The sequence below is a fragment of the Marinagarivorans algicola genome (assembly GCF_001292705.1).
GTDB lineage: Bacteria > Pseudomonadota > Gammaproteobacteria > Pseudomonadales > Cellvibrionaceae > Marinagarivorans > Marinagarivorans algicola.
Map to the genome: position 1 here is coordinate 20,995 of NZ_LGAK01000005.1, position 21,673 is coordinate 42,667.

16 protein-coding genes are annotated in these 21,673 nt (G+C 43.6%); 8 read left to right on the forward strand and 8 right to left on the reverse strand.

Features of this window, described 5'->3' with window-relative positions; genetic code table 11:
* Positions 1-140 precede the first annotated feature (140 nt).
* Together AC438_RS02480 and AC438_RS02485 are read left to right on the forward strand one after the other, a co-directional pair.
* Complete coding sequence (locus tag AC438_RS02480; RefSeq protein ID WP_053979702.1) at positions 141-1,802, forward strand: alpha-amylase; 1,662 nt, start codon at positions 141-143, stop codon at positions 1,800-1,802.
* A gap of 407 nt (positions 1,803-2,209) precedes the next feature.
* Complete coding sequence (locus AC438_RS02485; protein ID WP_082353897.1) at positions 2,210-3,256, forward strand: D-alanine--D-alanine ligase family protein; 1,047 nt, start codon at positions 2,210-2,212, stop codon at positions 3,254-3,256.
* Between the two features lie 58 nt (positions 3,257-3,314).
* Here AC438_RS02485 and AC438_RS02490 read toward each other — a convergent pair whose 3' ends face one another.
* The 6 genes from AC438_RS02490 to AC438_RS02515 all read right to left on the reverse strand — a co-directional run bounded on the left by AC438_RS02490 (position 3,315) and on the right by AC438_RS02515 (position 9,578).
* Positions 3,315-4,226 (reverse strand): DMT family transporter, encoded by a 912-nt coding sequence (locus AC438_RS02490; RefSeq protein ID WP_202904690.1) that lies wholly within the window; start codon positions 4,224-4,226, stop codon positions 3,315-3,317.
* A 57-nt stretch (positions 4,227-4,283) separates the two neighbouring features.
* Positions 4,284-5,996, reverse strand: a complete 1,713-nt coding sequence (locus tag AC438_RS02495) for a polyamine aminopropyltransferase (RefSeq protein ID WP_053979704.1) — start codon at positions 5,994-5,996, stop codon at positions 4,284-4,286.
* Between the two features lie 23 nt (positions 5,997-6,019).
* Positions 6,020-6,898 (reverse strand): DUF350 domain-containing protein, encoded by an 879-nt coding sequence (locus AC438_RS02500; RefSeq protein WP_053979705.1) that lies wholly within the window; start codon positions 6,896-6,898, stop codon positions 6,020-6,022.
* 150 nt (positions 6,899-7,048) lie between these two features.
* Positions 7,049-8,053, reverse strand: coding sequence for a hypothetical protein (locus AC438_RS02505; RefSeq protein WP_053979706.1), 1,005 nt, complete (start codon positions 8,051-8,053; stop codon positions 7,049-7,051).
* A gap of 9 nt (positions 8,054-8,062) precedes the next feature.
* Positions 8,063-8,710: an adenosylmethionine decarboxylase gene (gene speD / locus AC438_RS02510; protein ID WP_053979707.1), complete on the reverse strand. Its 648-nt coding sequence runs from the start codon at positions 8,708-8,710 to the stop codon at positions 8,063-8,065.
* 214 nt (positions 8,711-8,924) lie between these two features.
* Positions 8,925-9,578 carry a TetR/AcrR family transcriptional regulator gene (locus tag AC438_RS02515; protein ID WP_053979708.1) on the reverse strand — a complete coding sequence of 218 codons (654 nt, stop codon included), beginning with the start codon at positions 9,576-9,578 and terminating at the stop codon, positions 8,925-8,927.
* 191 nt (positions 9,579-9,769) lie between these two features.
* Here AC438_RS02515 and AC438_RS02520 point away from each other — a divergent pair, with 191 nt between their 5' ends.
* Both AC438_RS02520 and yghU read left to right on the forward strand, forming a co-directional pair.
* Positions 9,770-10,510, forward strand: a complete 741-nt coding sequence (locus AC438_RS02520; protein ID WP_053979709.1) for an SDR family oxidoreductase — start codon at positions 9,770-9,772, stop codon at positions 10,508-10,510.
* Positions 10,511-10,607: 97 nt separating this feature from the next.
* Positions 10,608-11,474 (forward strand): glutathione-dependent disulfide-bond oxidoreductase, encoded by an 867-nt coding sequence (gene yghU, locus AC438_RS02525; RefSeq protein WP_053979710.1) that lies wholly within the window; start codon positions 10,608-10,610, stop codon positions 11,472-11,474.
* Between the two features lie 31 nt (positions 11,475-11,505).
* On the opposite strand, the gene AC438_RS02530 is transcribed toward yghU, so the two are convergent.
* Positions 11,506-13,440: an acyltransferase family protein gene (locus AC438_RS02530; RefSeq protein ID WP_053979711.1), complete on the reverse strand. Its 1,935-nt coding sequence runs from the start codon at positions 13,438-13,440 to the stop codon at positions 11,506-11,508.
* A gap of 465 nt (positions 13,441-13,905) precedes the next feature.
* Positions 13,906-14,784 carry a LysR family transcriptional regulator gene (locus AC438_RS02535; RefSeq protein ID WP_053979712.1) on the reverse strand — a complete coding sequence of 293 codons (879 nt, stop codon included), beginning with the start codon at positions 14,782-14,784 and terminating at the stop codon, positions 13,906-13,908.
* A 95-nt stretch (positions 14,785-14,879) separates the two neighbouring features.
* Here AC438_RS02535 and AC438_RS02540 point away from each other — a divergent pair, with 95 nt between their 5' ends.
* The 4 genes from AC438_RS02540 (at position 14,880) to AC438_RS02555 (ending at position 21,654) form a co-directional block, all read left to right on the forward strand.
* Positions 14,880-15,380, forward strand: a complete 501-nt coding sequence (locus AC438_RS02540; protein WP_053979713.1) for a lactoylglutathione lyase family protein — start codon at positions 14,880-14,882, stop codon at positions 15,378-15,380.
* A 493-nt stretch (positions 15,381-15,873) separates the two neighbouring features.
* Complete coding sequence (locus AC438_RS02545) at positions 15,874-17,340, forward strand: Wadjet anti-phage system protein JetA family protein (protein ID WP_053979714.1); 1,467 nt, start codon at positions 15,874-15,876, stop codon at positions 17,338-17,340.
* Entirely contained in the window at positions 17,333-18,031 is a 699-nt protein-coding gene (locus tag AC438_RS02550; protein WP_053979715.1) for a DUF4194 domain-containing protein, read from the forward strand. Before AC438_RS02545 ends, AC438_RS02550 begins: the two co-directional genes overlap by 8 nt.
* A 2-nt stretch (positions 18,032-18,033) precedes the next feature.
* On the forward strand, positions 18,034-21,654 hold the full coding sequence (locus AC438_RS02555) for an ATP-binding protein (RefSeq protein WP_053979716.1): 3,621 nt from the start codon (positions 18,034-18,036) through the stop codon (positions 21,652-21,654).
* Positions 21,655-21,673: the final 19 nt, after the last annotated feature.

Below are 21,673 nucleotides of genomic sequence, written 5' to 3' on the forward strand. Positions count from 1 at the left end.
GCATACCATGAAAATATAACTACAGGAAAAGCATGACCCATACCACAAGGGGTGGCATCGTCGCAGGCTAAAACTGCGCACATTCGTTTAATAAACTACAAACTACAACATAGATAATAACCTGAAAACCGGAGTGATTTATGAATCATACGATCCCCAAAAAAATAACAACGTGGATGCTTGCAGCATTGGCCAGTGGTGCCGGTGTTACACATGCCCAAATACCTGAGCCACCAGCGAGAACTGCTTTTGTTCATTTATTTGAATGGTCATGGAATGATATTGCCGAAGAGTGTGAAACGGTTTTAGGGCCAAAGGGCTTTGCTGCCGTACAAGTATCGCCACCGCAAGGTGCACCAGAGGGTGATGAATGGTGGCGCCGCTACCAACCGACCGATTACGAATTAAATAGCCGAAGTGGTAACGAAGCTGAATTTAAAAGTATGGTTAGCCGCTGCGCAGATGTAGGGGTCGGGATTTATGTTGATGCTGTCATTAACCATATGCAAAATAAAGGCTTCTCCCACCCAGAGGTGCCTTATGGCTATAATGACTTCCACCATTGCTTAGACCCTATTGATTATCAAGACCGCTGGAAGATTCAAAACTGTGATTTATTAGGGTTAAGTGATTTAAAAACAGAATCCGCCTACGTACAGCAAAAAATTGCAGATTATATGAACAAAATGGTTGATATGGGTGTTGCAGGTTTCCGTATTGATGGTGCCAAACATATTCCTGCGGCTGATATTGGTGCTATTTTGCGGCGCGTGCGCGGTAATCCATATATTTTCCAAGAAGTGATTCGCGCCAATGAGCCAGTACAACCTGAAGAATATAGTGCTAACGGAGACATCACGGAGTTTACGTTTGAACGTGCCATAGGCAGTCACTTTAAAGGGCAAGTACCAATTAAAAATTTGCGCTACCTCAGTCAGTGGGATAACGTTTTACCTAGTGATCAATCAGTGGTTTTTGTTTCTAATCACGATGATCAGCGCGAACACCCCGAAAGGACACTCACCTATAAAGATACCTCTGGGCTTTATTATATTGGCGAAATTTTTATGCTCGCTTACCCTTATGGCTACCCCAAAGTTATGTCTAGTTACTTCTTTGATAGCTATAACCAAGGTCGACCTGATAATGGCGTTCACTCTGGCGACGGCTGTGGACAGGGCTGGGTCTGCGAACATCGCTGGCGTGGTATCGCCAACATGGTGAACTTCCGCAACTATACCGTGAGTGATTGGTCAGTCAATAACTGGTGGGACAATGGCAACAACCAAATTGCGTTTAGTCGTGGTGATAAAGGCTTTGTTGCCATTAACCGAGAAGACAGGAGTAATCTTAATCGTACCTTGCAAACCGGCATGCCCAGTGGTGAATATTGCGATATTATCAATGGTAACTTTGATGCACAGACCAAAACCTGTGAAGGCGAAACTATTACAGTAAATAGTGATGGTACTGCTCGCTTTAACGTCAGCTCTCTCAATGCTAGTGCGATCCATGTGGGTGCGAAAGTCGGTGATTGCACCACAAACTGTAATGGCTGGAAAAACGCCTACCTGCGTGGTACCCCTAATAACTGGCAAACAACACCCATGACACGCGATAACGGCCTTTGGACAACAACAGTAAGCTTTAGCGGTGATAATCCACGCTTTAAAATTTCTCGCTTTGATGATTGGTCAGAAGCCTACCCTGCAGAAGACTTTTTAATTACTCAAGGCGCCGGGACCTATCGATTAACATTTGACGATAACCAAAAAAACATTAGTGCCGTAAAATTAAATTAATACGTCACTCTGTATACTCGTTTTTTCATATAGCATATATATTTTAGTGCATAGACTGTAACGCTTTAGCGGTATCAAAGTAAGGCTAATCAATTATTATTGATTAGCCTTTTTATTTTGAAATTTTAGCACATTCATCAAAACTCACACTCGTTGCCGCATTAAACGCTCAAATGTTATTTTTTAGCCACTCGACTTTAGCAGCCTATCAAGACCAAAATTAAGCATGCACTGACTTTAGGCTTTGTGTGTTATGGTACAAAGCCTATCTTTTTTGCCTCCCTTCTACACCGATAAGCAAACGCCCCGTCTGTCAAGTGTGTGCTCTAAACACTTACCCATTGAATTAATTTCATAATACCGACGCTTCGGTCCAATATGGGACCTCATCTATATGGTAATTTGAAATGAAAATCGAAATAATCACGCCTATCAATGCGACACTAAAAGAAACAGGTTTTGGCTCGTTATTGGCGTGTAACGATGTATTGGCTGCAGTGCAAGCTTTGGGGCACACTGTACAGGTCAGCGAATGCAGCTCTATGAATGATTTGAGCGATGTAGTTAAACGTAGTCCCGATTTGGTGATTCTAGCCGCGAAATACATGCCTCTTGTCGGTGAAAAAGATGTCTGGTTTTCTGATTATTTCGCCAAAAATCACATTGTTTTTTCTGGCTCTAGCCGTGAAACGTTAAAATATGACTCCGATAAAGTCCTCGCCAAAATTCATCTTGCAAGCTTAGGTATAAAAACGGCTAAATATTTTACAACCACGCCGGGCGAACACAAAAACGAAAATGCGCTACCTTTTTCATTCCCTTTATTTATCAAGCCAACCGATGCCGCCAACGGCAATGGTATTGATGATCAATCGTTTGTTGAAAACTTTCAAGACTTTGAAACTAAAGTTGCAGCCTTACATGGTATTTATCACCAACCCGTACTCGTTGAAGAGTACCTCGGCGGCAGAGAATTTACCGTCGCTGTCATAAAAAGTGATGATGGGAACATGAGTATTTCAGCTATTGAATTAGTACCTCCAGTATCATCAGGTACCTTAAGAATACTGGGCGCCGCCGTCAAAGCGCACGATACCGAGACACTCAAAGCCATCACAATTACAGATATTAATGCAGTTAAAGATATCGCCGCTTTATCTTTTAATGGCCTTGGCGCCAGAGGGTTTGCGCGTATTGATATCAAAATGGATAGCGATGGAACCTGTTATTTTATGGAGGCCAATCTTATCCCCGGCATGAACCGCAGCAGCAGCTACTTCCCGCGGGCGTGTAATATTGCCAACGAAATACCTTACAATAACGTTATTCAGCTCATGCTAAATGAATCTTTAGGCCGTGCACAACCTGATCTAAAGCTTGCGCCGCGCATTAAAAAAAATACCGCCACTACAACACCGCGTAGAGCCACCATTACGCTTTCAGATCTCCAATAAAAACGTCGCACCTCTAAAGTATCGAGGTAAATTGCCTGTCGCTTGCACTGTAATCGCATTATTGGCGGCCGGCATTGAATACAGTAGCGGCCAGTGAGGCAAGCACAATAATGACACCACCTATAGCTTGTATTACTGTAAAAGTGTCGCCCAACCAATACATAGCAAAGAGAGCGCCAAAGGCAGGCTCGGTACCCATCAGTAGTGAGGCCCTTGAGGGCGAGGTATGGCGTACACCATAGTTTTGTGCAAAAAATGCAAATATAGTGCAAAACACAACAAGATATAGCGTGGTAAACCAAAACGATGGTGAATCCGGTAGTGTGAAGTTTGCAAAGTCTGGGGTTAAGCACAACAACGTAATAGCCCCAACAGCAACAACACCGGATTGCAGTGTTGTCAGGCATATTGATGAAAGCACCTTGTCTTTCATCAGCACTTTAGTACACACTACCATACAAGCACGCAGCAAGGCTGCTAACAAAATATACAAGTCGCCTTTGTTTAGGCTAATACGCGTATAATTTTGCTCAGTTAAAAGGAATACGCCACACAAACACATGCAGGCCAGCAGCACAAGCGCGCGCCCCGGAAAAACCTTAAACACGCACCATTCGATAAAGGGCGTAATAATAATACAAAGGCTAATTAAAAAAGCCGCGTTTGATGCCGTGGTATAAACGATGCCATAGCTCTCGGCTAAAAATATACACAACAAAATAATGCCGGTAGGCAATGCAAAAAGCCAATCCTTTGCTAGCCCTTTACGATAATCATTGAGATACAAAGGGACTAAAAAGCAAACTGTTATAAAAAATCGAATCGCTAAAAAGGCTGCTACCGAAACAGATAAAAGCACCTCTTTGGCTAGTCCATAGCTTGTCCCCCAAAATATAGCCGTCAATAACAACATCAACTGCGCAGTTGGTAATGTATTCATTTTAATGGAGTTTACACAAAGACTAGTCACTGCCTTCTCTTAAGTTCACGAGTTTTTAAATTCACAGGAGTTTAAATTTTTTCCTTTTTATTTGGCAAAATAAATACCGTCGTGCTTGCGCCAACCTTCCGCATGATAATTGTATAACGTAGGCGCACTCAAGCGATTAATATCTATGCTATTAATTTCATCAAAAAAAGACTTAGAAAAATGAAACGCGGCTAATATTTGTGGATAGGTAATAAAGTCGTGATCAAAGCCACTGTCAGCATGGTTAGTAATACGCTGCTGCGCACCGATACCACGTTTGGTACCAAGCGACCAGCCCCACTCGCCAAATGAGGGAACATTAGCATGGTACTGATCAACCGTTAACCCCGTTGCCGCTAGCGTTTTACCAATCGATAAAAATGCTTTTTTAGAATGATAAGGCGACGTAGACTGCACCACCATAGCACCATCACCTGCGAGTAAACTGGCAATTTTAGAATAAAAGTAAGCACTATAGAGTTTATTAAGATCAGGATGGCTAGGGTCAGGTAAATCAACAATAATTGTATCGTAAATAGCCTCACTTACCACTAAAGCTTCGATCTCTGTAAAAGCATCACCATAAATAAACTGCAGACGCGGATCATTCAGCGCATTGGCATTAAGCATCGTTAAACGCTGACTCAACCACGGCGGTACATCGCCTTGCTCACCTTTAAAAGTACTAATCATAGTCGCATCTAAATCAATCAAGGTGATCGTTTTAGGGTTCCATTTTAAAACTTCTTTAGCCGCTAATCCATCACCACCACCAATAATTAAAATATTGTTTTGCCTAGCAGAGGCAAGCATCACAGGTGCCACTAAAAAACTATGGTAGATCGCTTCATCCGCCGAAGAAAACTGTAATTGACCGTTAATATATAAATCAATAATAGTGGGTTTATGAGGCGAGGCGATACGCTCGGTAATCACTAAATTTTGATATTTAGTATTGTTACTATAAACCACCTGATCGCTATAAAGCATATTACTCATAGCATTCATCCAGCCGGTACCATTCATCAAAATAGCCAGCAATACTATGGCCGTTAGCCCTTTAGCAGCCACTAGAAATCGCGCACCTTTAATATTTTTATAAAAATGACTTAAAAATATTGCACCCAGTATTAAATTCAATAAGGCCGTTAGTGCCGCTGCAATAATAATCGGCTTAGTCAGTAATACCCAAATCCATATCGCAGCCCCAAGACCCCCGCCAATATAATCAGCGCCATACACTGTGCCAGCATTGTGCTCTAATTTATGCTTGTATAAATCTTCACGTATACGGGCAATAAATGGGATCTCCATACCAATTAAAATACCGAGTAACAACCCTAAAAGGTAAGGGAAGCCTTCGGCTATTTGCTTAAGCGCAAAAACAGGCCCACCAGACAGGCTAATCGTTTGGTGCAAGCCAAAAGCATGTTGCAATTGTGCAGGTAAAACATACGCTAGCGAAAACAATCCAGCCATGGCTAAAACAGCCGCACCACCGACCAATGCAATAGCCGCTTCAAGCCAAGCAAAGCCCGTATAAGCACAACGAAAGGTACGCGCATAAAAAGCACCAATACCCATAGCCATAATCATTAAGCCAATCATCGCATACACAGCGGTATCGACCGAACCTAAAATGCGACCGGCATAATGCGCAATTAAATACTCATACACCATCCCACAACCCGCACCTGTCGCCATCAGCCCCAATAAGAGTGAATCTTTGTAACGTAAAATGGCTGCGGGATTTTTGAACAATAACTTCATAAAACAGGTGCTTTTGAGAAAAATTAATGAGCCATAAAGCCCATAAATAGTGTAGCAATCCCTAAAAATAGCGCAGCTTCTATAGCTGCAACCCCTATATTACGTTGCTGGTCAACCTCTTCGACTACATTAATTTTGCTTAAAACAATAGGGCATGCCAGTGTATATAGCAGCCACACAACAAGCATAACCGCTAGCCCTAAGCCCAACCAGGTATAGACAATTTCAAATAATAATATTGATGCGTAATTTACCAGATACGCAACACTAGAAAGCGCAAAAGCCGTAGCAAGCATTTGCGCGGAAAAACGAATAGCTAAGGCAATATTATTGCTCTGAATGGCGCTTTGCCAAGTATTATCTGGGTTGCGCTTAGAAAATATAACGGTACGCAATAAAGTGACCGCCGCTAATATGATTTGTAAGGCAATAAATACCAATGCTACAGGCAATAAACCATTAACACTGTCATCTTCTACCCAGGTAATCGAGGTGCGGATTACAACACCTACTGCAATAAGATTGGCGGCAGCAGCAATAGCAACGGCGCTATTGCCTTTTTTGATTTCATCGCGTATGCAAATTTTTCGCAGGAGCAGTTTATCTTGTACTAAAAAACCGACTTTAAGTAATACGATACCCAGCACACCATACATTGAAACATTAAGTGCCTCTTGCATGAGTGACGCATGAGCATCACCGGACATTGCACCCGACATAATCAACATTAAAGCCAGTACAGCCCCAGCAATAATAATTCCAAAGGCTATGTTGTCTTTTTTATCGAGCTCATCTTTTACGTGCACGCCAATTAAAGCGCTCATACCATAGCGCAAGCCAATCAGTGCCGCTAACGCCAATACAACATTAATGCATACTACCGCTATTTGCCAAATTAACATTTCCATTCCTCTTGTATCGTAAGTAAACCTGCTATTTTTGTGGGCAGATTTGAACAGTTTAAATTTTTTCGTAACTATTCAGCCGAACCCAAAAAATCTCTTAACAGGATGCTGATGGGTTATTTTCTGGGCATTTAAGCGTCGGGAGCGCTATTTACCACCAGAGCCATAACTGCGCGAGCCGCTGGTATTTTTGGTGCGTGATGTATAGGTCTGGTTATTCGCTTTAGCAAAAGAGCTTTGGTAGGGTTTATTGTTTGAGCCACTTTGATGTGTAGGTTTTGACGCATAGGCACTTTTAAATTTACCCGGCGCACTCACTTTTGGTGTATTAGAAAAGTCTATATTAGTGGTTGTTTTTTTAGCATACGGGCTTTGAAATTTTTTGCCTTCACTCGCAAATTTTTTGCGTACTTTTTGTTCGGTCGCTTGATACTGCTGTTTTTGCTTAGGCGATGAATACGCATTGTAACCGTAATCATTATAATAAGAAGGACGCCTATTGCGCGACCAATCGGCATAGCGTACTGGTTGTGAAAACAAACTAGAAAAAAACGCATACTGGCCGTACCAAGCCCAAAAACTTGTACCAGAATTATCAGTTTGCCACTGCCCGTAATTAGGATTACCCACTAGTTGATTACCTGATGCTTGCGTATGACTACTGACCTGCCCAGCACCACTATTAACCGACGCCAACTTACCCTCTGACATATCGGCGAGTACATTAATCGGGTCGCTCAAGGCCATATTAAAATAATCACTTTTAGCCGCTGTATTAATCGCATTAAATTCATCAATTAAAGCTCTCGCGGTAGCGGGTGATTTAGCTGCTACCGGTATTTGCACTTTGGCATCGTGTAAACGGCTCACCAATGATGTAAATATGGGGCCTTCTAAAGTCGCATCTTTGGCGAGCGCCTTAATAATCGGTTTAAGCTCGGGCTTTTGCACACTTAAAACATCGGCATAGCTTTTTAATAAAGCAATATTACGCACACGACCGGCATTAATATGCGTTTTAAGTTGCTGAATTTGACTAGCAACATGGCCATGAAATGACTCGAGCTCTTTGGCTAGCCTCTGCTCATCAGATGTACAACCGAGCAGCATCACCGATAACATAGCGAAAATGACAAGACGTGTTAACTGCATAATTATCCTTTATGAGTGGCTTATTAAGGTGGTAAGTGGCGTATTAGAATAGTGTACGAAGTGTGATAGATATTGCGAACAAAAACTCTCGTAGATTTGCGTACACAGTACAAATTCACGCCACAATGCTTTAACGCGCGGTGGCGGCTCAAGTGTTTTTTTGGCTTGCGAGCAGCGTACCAAAAATCTAACCAGCTCGGTGACCGCAGGCTCTAGCTCGTATTCTTGTATTGATGTGTGTGCCAACCATACCTGCCTCAGCATGCGATTGCGCAACAATATACGCGCCAACACTACAGGCGCTTGCTGGGGTAGGCGGGTGGGTATGTGGCCACGGAGCAATATTTGAGTCTGCAATAAGCTATTTGGGCAGGCGGCACGCAGAGTATTCATGGCATGGTCAAGGCTCACTTGGCCACACATAAAAATATCAAAGGCGGCATAATCGGTTTCGGGCCAGGTATGCACACTAATATGGCTTTCGGCCAGTAGTACCACACCGGTATGACCAAAGCTCGGGCCAAACTCATGGACATAATGCTGTAACACCGTCGCCCCAGCAGCCTGCGCCGCCTTGCACATCAGAGTAACAAGCTCAGTCGCGCTTAAATGAGCAATAGGCCCATGCGCCTCAATAATGGCATGCAATCCGTTCATGTATGTATTACCTAAAAAGGGCTAATCCGCCGTCATAAAGGAATCATACACTATAAATAACATAAGCATTTATTGCTACGCTAGATGTCGCGTAGGTCGCTATGCGGGCAATTATTTTTAATTAAAACAAGCTAAACTTACTCAGCCTCATGTGAGTGATGGTGCAGATGCAAAACGGCATCTCAATACTCTCAAATAAAACCTAAAAGATGTACTACAGCGCCAATCCCAGCCCTTCAATAGCATGGTCGACAACAGGCATCAGTGCCTTTTGAGATTTGCCAGCACGCGCCATAGCGGCTGTACCATGTATGGTGGCCATTAAAAAACAGGCGTGGTGCTGGGCTTGAGTATCGAGCTTGTAGTGTTGGGCCTCGACATCTTCTTTAAATAATGTAACCAGCGCCTTGTATGTTAGCTCGCTCACTTCCAGTATTTTTTGCTGTGCCGCTTGCGGAATATCTTCACTTTCAGTTTCGGCGGCGCACAATGAAATATAACACCCTTTGGGGTTATTTTTATCGCACTGGCCTTTAATAATAGACGTTAAAAAAAGCTTAAGACGCATACTTAGCGGTGTATCTTTTTGCGTTAAAAAAGCATTGTGCTTTGCGCCTATTACCTCTGCATAGTAGTCGGTCGCCTGTACAAACAAAGCCTCTTTATTTCCAAACGTCGCATAAAGGCTAGGCTTATTAATACCCATTCTATGAGTAAGCTCAGCTAATGATGCCCCACCGTAGCCTTTTTTCCAAAACACATACATCGCTGCTTCTAGAGCTTGGTGCTTATCAAACGTTAATTTTCTGCCGCTTGCCATATTGGCCTCGTGCCCTGCTATTTGTGGGCGGTTAAAAAGGTACTGCATACGTAGCGCTAAAAAATGCTACAACAAATTGTTGACACAATCATACCGATCGGTACACAATAGGTCAAATTTACCGATCGGTACATAATTAATAGGCAAAGGCGGCCTCGTAAAGTATTGACGCCAGCGCTGTTTATTATTTTATGGCTAAGTGATCGGGCACATTCATATTTAAAATTTTAGGGGCTCTCATGAGTTTTTCAGTTGAAGGGAAAGTGGCATTAATCACCGGCGCAAACCGCGGTATTGGCAAAGCGATTGTAGAATCTTTTATTAGCCACGGCGCCAGTAAAGTCTATTTAGCCGTACGCAATCCAGGCAGCGCTCAAGCCTTGAGCCAAACCTATGGCGATAAGGTTGTTGTTTTACCCTTTGATGCTGCTGATCCCGCGTCGATTAAAGCATTAGCTACAGCAGCACCCGATGTACAAGTGGTGGTCAATAATGCCGGTATACTTGAGGTGGCTGACCCGTTAGCCAGCAATGCCATTACCGCGCTAGAGCATGAAATGAATATTAATGTCTATGGTCTGATGCGCATGGCCCAAGCTTTTGCACCGGTATTGGCAAAGCATAATGGCGCAGCGTTTGTGCAATTAAACTCGGTCGCCTCAATAAAAACTTTTACACCCTTTACCACTTACTCTGCCTCTAAGGCGGCGTCATACTCGGTGACACAAGGCTTAAAAGATGTATTTGCCCCCATGAACATTCAAGTACTGAGCGTGCACCCTGGTCCTATTAAAACCGATATGGCCGCTAAAGCCGGTTTTGACGAAGCCGATACGGTAACGAGTGTTTCTGAAGGCATAGTCACGGCACTCAAGGCCGGCGACTTTCATTTGTTCCCCGATGCCATGGCAAAACTTTTTGAAGGCGAATACCAAAGCTATGCAACTAATATCATTAGTGCTGATCTAGGTGGTGAATAAATGACCGGTTCGCGTACTGGTTATTTATCACATGCAGCGTCAGTCTTAAAAGCTGCATGTCACATCAAATACTAATCCTTTCAGGTAAGAGTCTGTTATGTCGAGCGATCAAAAAAGCGAATCAGTAAGCAACGAATATCAGCCCCCTAAAGTATGGCAATGGGAGCAAAAAAACGGCGGTAATTGGGCCAGTATTAACCGCCCCATTGCCGGCGCAACCCGCGAGCAAGCCCTACCAAAAGGCAAGCACCCTTTGCAGTTACACTCGCTAGCGACACCCAATGGCCAAAAAGTGGGCATTATGCTAGAGGAGCTTTTGGCGCTAGGCGAGCAAGGCGCCGAGTATGACGCTTACACGATTAATATTGGCGAGGGCGATCAATTCACCAGTGGCTTTGTTGCGATCAACCCCAACTCCAAAATACCCGCATTAGTAGACCACTCAACAACTGAGCCTACGCGCGTATTTGAGTCGGGTGCTATTTTGTTGTATCTCGCCGAAAAATTTGGCCAGCTATTACCCCAAATGCCAGCCAAGCGCACCGAAGCATTAAACTGGCTATTTTGGCAAATGGGCTCGGCACCTTATTTAGGCGGCGGCTTTGGCCATTTTTACAGCTATGCGCCCAGCAAAATGCAATACCCTATTGACCGCTTTACAATGGAAGTTAAGCGCCAGCTCGATGTATTAGACCAACACCTAGCGCACAACGAGTTTATGGCTGGCGATGAATATTCGATTGCCGATATTGCTATTTGGCCTTGGTATGGCTGCTTAGTATTGGGGGATTTATACGATGCCGCTGAATTTTTAGAGGTTAAAAGCTATACCCATGTACTACGCTGGGCCAATACCATTGCCCAGCGCCCAGCGGTAAAACGCGGCCGCCGCGTTAACTTAACTTGGGGCGATGAAGCCAAGCAATTACGCGAGCGCCACAGCGCCGTTGACTTTGATCAGTAACCATCACCCCTCTATTCAATAAACGTTGAAATTATTGAATAGAGGAGGTAATAAAGTCTTTTAATTGGTGATTACCATAAACCGATAAATGATCGTCATCAAAATAATAAGAACCCGCCTCATCACCAACAGCGCATATATTGCTATCGCACAATGATGACGTCGGGTCTACAACCGTTATATTGTCATAGCGCTTGGCTTCATCCCTAATCATTTTATTCGTTGCTTGTTGAAACGCCATATGCTTTTGTAGGCTGATCGCTTTTTTATTGAGTAACACTTGCTGTACTTGATTAGATACCAGCGCATTGTAGTAGATTTTTTTTGAATCGATCTCTTGCTGGGGAACTTGCAGCATGACAATCACTTTTATTTTACTATCGGAATAACGCTTAAAAGTTTCCGCTAAACCTTTTTTAAACGCGGCTATAGAGTTTAATTGGCTAGCAGGCTCATCTTTTTTAGTCACGATGTATTGCATCGCCCCATCGGTATAATCGCCTTGCGTATAATATGTCCAGCGGGCAGCCAAAAAAACAAAGTCGTAGCGATTATCAATCACAAAATTAATGACTTTATCATTTAATAATTGGCAATTTTTGTCAATTGTATTCGCATGTTTTGGAAACACTCCTATTAAAGGTGGGCATGCGCTATAACTGGCATACGTTAGTGCAAAATTATTTCCTTTGGCAAATAACTCAAGTGCAGGCAAGGAGGAATATGAATGGCTATCACCAAAGGCAAATACTTTCTTTTGCCCTTCAGTGATGGTGCAAAAATTATCTACTTTAGCGTGTAGATTATCTTTATTAAAACACTCATAATCACCGCGCTTAAAAGAGCTTAAAACACTTTTCGGTATTTGATAGCGATACCCATTTAAAGTAAAGTGATATACTGCCAAGCTGATTGCACCAATCACTAATACCATATAGAGAGGCTGACATTTTAAATAACTGAGCAGCCCGCTAAAGTGGTTGTTAAATCTGTATTTTTCAATGTATTGATAACTAATAAAGCCGAGTAATACACATAGCCCTAGCCCCAAATAAATAAACGATTCACTAAGCGAAAAATAATAAATAGCAACAACCACTGGCCAGTGCCAAAGGTATATTGAGTAAGACCATGTGCCTAATTTCTGAAAGACAACATTACCTGTTAGCAAGCTATCGTTACGCTGCACTTGAATAATCAAAAAAGTTCCAGCAATAGGTAACAATGCCAAATAACCCGGCCATGGGTTATTTTTAGAAATAAAAAAATAAGCGCCAACAATCAAGGCAAAGCCCAACCATTCCAGCCTCTTTTTATAGTCTTCTTTTATTGCCATAGGGTACAAATATGCCACGCCACCTATCAACATTTCCCATGCACGTGCAGGCAGTAAGTAATAAGCTGCATTAGGCCATTGGTAGCTCACAACAACACATAATATAAAGCCCAAAACAGTGCCTATAAGCACTGTCATTTTCATCGAATTAAGGGTCATAAACTTGCTCATCGCCATCAAGATGAGTGGGTACACGATATAAAATTGCCACTCTACCGATAACGACCAAGTATGGAGTAACCATTTTTGGTTAGAGGCTGCATCAAAGTAACCCGCCTCTTTGAAATAAACCATATTCGACACAAAGGTCAGGCTACCGGCTATATGCTTACCTAGAGTGTTGTAATCTGAGGGAATAAGATACAGCCAACCAAATAACAGTAATATCACGCACAATGCCGCCAGCGCAGGAATTATTCTGTTAGCGCGCGCAATATAGAACTTCGCTATCGAAAATTGCTCTTGCTCTATGGCTTTAAATATTATGCCTGTCATCAAAAAGCCAGAAATAACAAAGAAAACATCTACCCCGGCAAAGCCACCCGGCATCCACACTGCTGAAAAATGGAATAGCACAACGGCTATAACAGCGATAGCTCTAAGCCCATTAATATCTTTTCTAAATTGCAAAGTACATACTCAATCAATTAAAAACTATCAGGATTCTATACGAATTAAGGGCAGAATAATAATGATGTACCAATAAACGACTTACCAAATGAAATATTTAAATGATACGGCTATTAAAACCTTACATATACCTAAAGCTGTTATTTTTTGGCTCGTAAGTACAAAACACACGTGGCATAACTTATAGCGCAATCCCTAACTATCTTAAGATTGCACACTACTAATAATATCGCCTCACAGACCCTATAATTTTGTTTAGAGTATCGTTGAGAGCACACCCGTACAAGATACACAACATAACACAACTTTATTACAGTAAGTCATAAACGCACCTTAGTGACTACAATAAAAGTCTATATCCGCGCAGGCGTTATCGAGATCGTTGGTATTGAACTACCTGTTATCTAAACAGGTATTACCGAATCAATAGACCATGAGTAGGCACATTTTTGCGCTGTATAAGTATTACAGGGTATTGAGACATTTTTTGGCTTCGGCGATGATTGTTTTAACTCTATTTTGTTTAAATTTATGCGCATGAACACCCACATATATAGTCTCATTCACTGGGTGAGCTAGCCGATGAACTGCCACTTTTTCACGCTCTTTAAAAGCACCTACGGCGTGACTCGGTAGTACGGTAAAACCTAGCCCCATACTCACAGGCTCTAAAATTAAATTGATTTGATTTGAAAAGCCCGACCTTTTAAATTGATGGCTATTTTGGAACTCTGGAAAATTAGCGCGCAATAACTGACCTGCATAATAAGCCGCATCAGGGTGACCAATAAACCCTAGCTTAATTAACTGCTCCCACGTAGGTTCTAAAATACCAGAGGGCGTAACCAGTACTAGCTCCTCTTGCGCAATAGGTTTAAGGCTCACTTCACTCATCGTTGACAAGCGCGTCATAAGGCCAATATCTACCTTATGCTCGGCTATCAACCTCTCAACGTCCTCATTAGGTGCAAATCGATATTCAACAACCAGCGCAGGGTACTGCCTTTGTAACGCTAAAAAATGAGCATACAGTTTAAGCCCTACACTCCCCGGTGATGCAATCTTTACAATACCCTCGTACGCGGGGTCTAAACCGACTCGCAGCTCTAGGTCAGTCAAGGAAAGAATTAACTTCTGGCCCTCTTGGTATAAGCGGTCACCGGTACTCGTCAAAGTAAAGCGCTTACCCTGCCGAATAAGAAGCGGCTGACCCAAGTACTCCTCGAGCTTGCGCACATGCTGACTAACACCTGACTGCGTCATATGAAGATGCTCGGCAGTGCGTGTGAAATGGCCAATCTCGACAAGTGTACAAAAACTGCGTAACCAAACAGGATTAATCATTACATTTTGTACTCATATACATTCCAAATGATAATTTCACTTAATACTGCCTGTTTTGTAATCTGTTTACAACATCAATGACAGAGCAATAAGTTATGAGCAAATCATATCCACGTAGTTTTTCACACATAGGCATATCAGTGCCTGACTTAGAGGCTGCCGTAAAATTTTATACAAACGTCATGGGCTGGTATTTAATTATGCAACCCACTGAAATTGTTGAAGATGACAGCCCAATTGGTGAAATGTGTACAGACGTATTTGGCAATAACTGGGATAAATTTCGCATTGCACATCTTTCAACGGGGGATCGTATAGGTGTTGAGCTTTTTGAATTTAAAGGGCAGGTTAACCCCGATAATAATTTCGAGTATTGGAAAACAGGCGTTTTTCACTTTTGCGTTCAAGACCCCAATGTTGAAGAGTTAGCCGAAAAGATTGTAGCCGCAGGAGGTAAAAAACGCATGGCAAAACCGCGTTATTACTACCCAGGCCGCAAACCGTACCGCATGATCTACATGGAAGACCCTTTTGGAAATATCTTAGAAATTTATAGCCATAGCTATGAACTCGTTTATAGCGAAGGTGCGTACTAAAAAATATTAGGAAAAGACAATAACATCCACATCAAGCCACTCAAAAAAATAGCCCGCAATGCCCTTCATCACCCAATCTAGGCAACAACGCGGCCTTCAATCGCAAGTCAGCATCATATCGAGGTGGCACTGACTCATAGCGCATCTTTTTAGCAGTGAAGCGATGTTAATGTCTTTTAATGGGTGGCCAGATTGAGCTTGCCACAACAGTTGACTAAAGCATTGAGAGTCAGACAAGCTATGAATAACTGGCTACCGAGATAGATCGCAACCTATTCACAAAAACCACCCTGCATTTACCAGCATAATGCGCACCAGCCCAAACTCATCAACACAGCCCGTCAAGCCGCACACCCATAGCACTCAGCCTACAACCATCGCCACCCAATCCCATTTCTGCTACCATCCGCCCCCCTATTTACAAGCCACCGTTCGACTAAACACCCTTTTTGCGTCGCTGTTGTGTGGCGCGCCAAATATTCGCTGAGCAGCCATGTTTTTTACTGACGATCGCCTTCATTTTTTTAAGCCCTTAACGAGCAAGTACCGCGAGCAAATTGCGCAGTGCTTGGGGCTGCTATACCAGCGCCAGTACAGCGCCAATGCCGATTATGGGCAGTCTTTGCGGCGTGAGCAGGTAGTGGAGCTGTTTGAGGAGGCCTTGGCTCGCACCAAAGATGCCGTTTTTGATGATGCCACCGAGGGCAGTGACGAACCGCGCTTTAAAAACCACCGCGAGCATGCCAATGCCGTGCTAAAAGCCGTGATTGAAGCAGGCTGGGTCGAGCGGCAGGTTGATACGGCCACCTTCCAATCTACTTATCCGTTTTCGCGGATGGGGCGCATTTTTGCGCAGGCGCTGCTTGATGCCGATCATAGTCATATTCGCACTCGCCACCGCAACACCCGCAATACCCTTAATGCACTGGAGGCCTTTGCTGGGCGTGGTGATGCGTACGACCTGCTCGATGCCTTTGAGTACTCCGAGCGCATTATTACCGACTTTACCGACATTATCACCGAGCTTGAAGAGCGCAAGCGCGAGCTAGTAAAAGAGGTCGAATCGCAGCAGCTCATCAGCAAAGCCACTGACCAGTTTTTTGACTATATGGAAAAGCGCTTTCAGCCAGATATTTCGGTGAGGTTATCGGCCGATAGTGTCGAGAAGTATCGCGATGATATTAGCCGCGTTATTTACGGGCTAAGACGTAAATCGACCGAATTTAAACGCACCGCCGAAATGCGTTTGCGCGCCAGTATTCCAAGCTTGTGTGACGAGAGCCAAAGCTACCTGTGGTATGTACTCGATACCATTGAGCTACGCATGAAAAATGCCGCCGACATCATGCTGCCGGCCTTGCGCCGCGCTTTGCATGGCTTTACCAAACGCGCCGATATTGTGATACGCCAACTGAGTTATCTTAACTCCCATCAAAACGATAACTTTTTAGATATTTGCCAAACGCTGGCCGCCCTGCCGCCTGCACAATATCAAGAGCGACTCAATAATGCCTCTAATGCGATGGCGGTGATGAAGCTGGGGCTGATCGACCCAAAACAAGTGCGTTTAATTGAGCGCAAACGCAAAAGCCCTGTGGACACCAGTATTAATGAAGAGCGCGATATTGATTTAGGTGCCCGCACCGAGTTGATGGTACAGCAGCTACTCGACCGCGCTTTTGTCTTTAACCGCCAGCAATTACAAACCTATATTTGCGATGCCTTTAAAGACAAGCGCAAAGTATCAACGCGCGAGCTACCCATTACCAATGCGTTAGATTTATTAGCGCTAGCGCACGTGATTGAAGTGGGCAGCGTCAATAATTTAGATTCTGACTTGCGCTTCCATGTGGAGTGGCAAGGTAAAAAAGACAATTTTAATGAATATTACAGTAGCTCTGATGAGTTCACCATTGAACTGGTAGAGGCAACTAATTTAGTTGAGACGATGAATGATTGATGACGTTTTAAAAGCCAAATTAAGCACTTTAAATATTCCGCTAGAAGAGTTTTCGGCATTGCTTATTCGCTTACTCGACTACGGTGTCATTAGCCGCGAAGAAAGCCAAGTAGAAGCCCAATTGTACGACCGCTACATGATATGCGCCGAACTGGTCGAGGACTATTTGAGTATTTTAAATATTCGCTTATTACACGACAGGCAATTTTGTTTTGTTAGAGTCTTCCCCCCGAGTGCTCAAGTGCCAGGTTTACCCGATGACGACAACAGCGCCTTTAACCAAGGGATGCGCTACCGCCCGACTCAGCAAGAGGTATCGTTGATTTTAGTCTTGCGCGTAGAATACGAAAAATCATTACGCGAAGGTTTATTGGATGATTCGGGGTGCGTATTGGTGTCTTTTGAAAGCATTGCCTTTGCCATGAAAAATCTACTCAAACGCTCGCTGCCCGAGCAAAGCTCCGAGCGCAGCACCTTATTTAAGCGAATTCGCCAATTGCGTTTAATTCAGTTTAATAGCGACAATGATTTAAACCTTGATGAAGGCTGGATGAGTATTCAACCCTCAATTACAAGCTTTGTCACCGATGAAGTATTGCAAAGCCTGCATCCGCAAGATGATGAGCAGGACCAAGACACTCAGCAAGCAAGCACAAACGCGCTAACGCAAGACCAAGCAGAGGATCAATAAATATGTTTTGTAAACGCTTAGTATTGGTCAACTGGGGTAATATTCCATCACAAGAAATTGACTTTGGTCCTATTAATTTGCTGTCTGGGGGGAATGGCTCGGGTAAAACAACCGCCGCCGATGCCTTGCAGTCATTAATGACCGCCGCCCACGAAAATTTATTTAACTATAACCCAGGCCAAGACGAAACCACTCAGCGTGGCCGTGGCGGCAAGCAAGTGCGCACACTCGCCTCTTATGTCTTAGGTTGTGATGATGGCAGCTATGCCCGTTTGCGCACAACCGATGGTTATATTGCTGGTATATTCCACCCTACCAGTGGCGAAACAGCCGATCCCTTTACGGCGGTAATGTGCATTCGCGCCTCGCTCGATACTGCCGGTAGCAACCGCCAAGCACGGCAAGAAGATCTTCAGTTTTTGATTATTCCTAACGAAACGTTAGCGTTAGATGATTTTGTGCGCGAAGATACCGCCGGTAAATATATTGTACCAATGAACGATTTGCCGAATTTGCTGAAAAAGAAATTTAGCACCCACAGTAGTGTCGAAGTTTATGACAAAAAAGGCCCGTATTTGCGCCGCTTGTATGGCATATTCCGCAACGATAAAGATGCCGTACCCGATCGCGAAGCCAAACACGCCGCACGTACTTTTTCTAATTTTATGGCCTATAAACCGGTAAAGAGTATTACCGATTTTGTAGCACGCGAAATTTTAGAACCTAAAGATTTAACCGATGATATTCGCCAAGTAAGCGAATTAATGAAAACCATTCACTCAATGGAAGAAGACACACGCCATGTGAATGAAGCGGTCGAAAATTTATCGGAGGGTAATCAGCAAGCGCAAATTTACATTGACAACTGGATTGAAGGCTGTGTGGCACAATATGCCGAGCAAGCTCGTTTATTTAACGCTAAACAAAATGACTATTTAGCGGCTAAAAAAGAGCAAGGTACTATTGCCCAAACCATTAAAGACAACCAGCTACACCGCTTATTAGTCGCCGACAAAAAAACTGATTTGCAACAAGAGCACATTGAACTATTAGCACAACGCCAGGGCATTAGTGCGCTAAAAGATAAAGACCAATTGCAAAGCGATATTAGCAAGCTTAATACTCAGCTTGCCGATTATATTCCTGATTTGATGCTACAAGATGCGCAGTTTACTAAAAACGTGCACGCCGCAGAGCGATTAAGCCGCAACCTCAGCCAGCAAGCCTCGGAGCTTGATATACCTGCACTAGCATCCAAAAAAATTAACCCTATTTTAGCGCCAGTGTTAAAAATAGGCAGTAATACAGGTATTGATGCCAATAATCTACAAACCAAAGATTGGGTCAACAACGCAGCATTAGAGGAGAAGCTCGGCCGTATTGTAGAGTTAGAGGCGCACCACAATAAAACAGCCGACTGGCTGCACACTGGCGAAAACAGCCCCGCCAATCAAATCTATTTAATGCAGCATCGCAAAGCCGAACAACTTGAAAAAATAAAGCAGCAAACCAATCAAAAAAATCTAGAAGTACAAAGGCTGCAACATCAAAAAGTCAGCTACCCAGCACAAGTCGAACAAGCCATTAAAGCTATTACCGATCAATGCCCGCAGGCAGAACCTGCGGTATTGTGTGATTTTATTGAAGTGACCGACCCCAAATGGCAAATGGCTATTGAAGGCTACCTAGGCGGCGCTCGGTTTAGTATTGTCGTTAGCCCCGACTGGGAAGCCGAAGCCATTAATATTGTGCGCGCGCTACCGGGGCGAAGAAGCAACGCACGTGTATTGCAAGGCGCTAAAGCACAACACGATGCCAACAAATTAACGCTGCCTAAAAACAGCATTGTCGATGTGATGCGCTTTGACCACAAAATTGTTGAATATTATATTCGCGCCAGCTACGGTGCGGTAATTAGAGTTAAAGATAATGCGGCACTCAAAAATACAGCGCGCGGCTTAACTGCCGAAGGCGTTGGCTCGGGCAACTATAGTTTGTTTCGCTGTGATATTGATGAGGCCGATTTAGTGTTTGGCCAAGGCGCACGCGAGCGCGCTTTAATTGCCAAAGAAACTCAGCTGCAAAATTTGCAAAAGCAAGCCAACACACTAGCACTGCAATACCAGCAACTACTCGAGCTGCATCAATGCATTAGTGACATTCAATTAGTCAATTGCTCGACCACCATCAAAAACATGCTCAATATTTACCGGCAATTACAAAAAGTAGAGTCGCAATTAGCGAGCTTAGATTTAAAAGATTTTACCGCACTAGAAGAGCGCCTAGAGGACTTAAAAAACACACTGCAAGAGCTAGAAGACGAAGCTAAAACCTGCAGCGAAGAGTTTGGTAGCCTGCGTACACGCGAAGAGCAAAACGCCCGTCTGATCAAGCGCCTTGCCAGCGAAAAAGACGCACTGCATGCCGAGCAAGAAACCTGCGAAGCGCAAGTACATGCTATTGCCAAAATCTATGCTGACTTTAATGCCGAAGCCGCGCTAAAGCATGCCGACGACGAAGCCAAAGGCAAAAATAGTTTTGCAGTGACCATTGCACAGTGCGCTCAACGTTCAGAAACTTGCGAGCGTAAACTGTACGAGCATATCGTAGAGCATAACCGTACCAGTGCCGAGTTTAACGCGATTAGCTACTCGCCTATTTCGCAATATAAACACGATGCACAGTTTTTTGCTTTTATTGTAAAAATACAAGAAGAGCTAGGACGCATTTACAGTGTCTTAAAAAATAATGTGTTAGTCAGCCGCTATGAAAAACTCGTCAGCCTAAAAGACAGCTTTAATACTACGTTTGTAACAAGTTTATGCCACTCTATTTATCAGTCAATCAACGATGGTAAGCGCACACTCGATGATTTGAATAAAGAGCTCAAGCACCATCGCTTTGGTGCCGATAGAGAAAGCTTTTATTTTGATTACGCATGGGTGCCCGAATTTAAAGAGTACTGGGGCTTTTTTAAAGAAATTATTAACTCGCCAGAACTTGGCGAAGGTGCCAATTTATTTAACTCTAAACTCAGTGACAAATCGGCCGTGGTACGCGACAAGCTATTAAGTATGCTATTAGATAAAGGCGAGCATAACGCACTGACCGAGCTACGCCGCATTAGTGATTATCGCAATTATCGGCATTATGAAATTTTTAAAGAACCCGAGGGCAAGCAGCCTATTGCACTCAGCACTTACGGCACAGGCTCGGGCGGGCAATTAGAAACACCAGCTTATATTATTCGCTCGGCCGCGATTACCTCTGCTTTTAAATTTAACGAAGGCAAAAGCCATTGTCGCATGGTGCTAGTGGATGAGGCCTTTTCTAAAATGGATGAAACCCGCTCGCGCGAGGTAATTAACTACCTAACCGAGACACTGGGCTTGCAGTTGATTTTTATTATGCCCTCAAGCAAATCGGGCCCTTTTATGGACCTAATTAGCCATCAAGTGGTGTTTAGTAAATGCCCTACCACCGAGCCTGTAGGCGAGCTGAACACCCGTGTATTGGTTGATCGCAAAGTCTGTAACCCCGACAAAATTAAAGACCTGTGGGCCAAACACCGGCGTACAATCAGGCATCAAGCAACACTAGACTTTATGGATGGCATTGCCTAACCCAAACCGTTAACGTTAA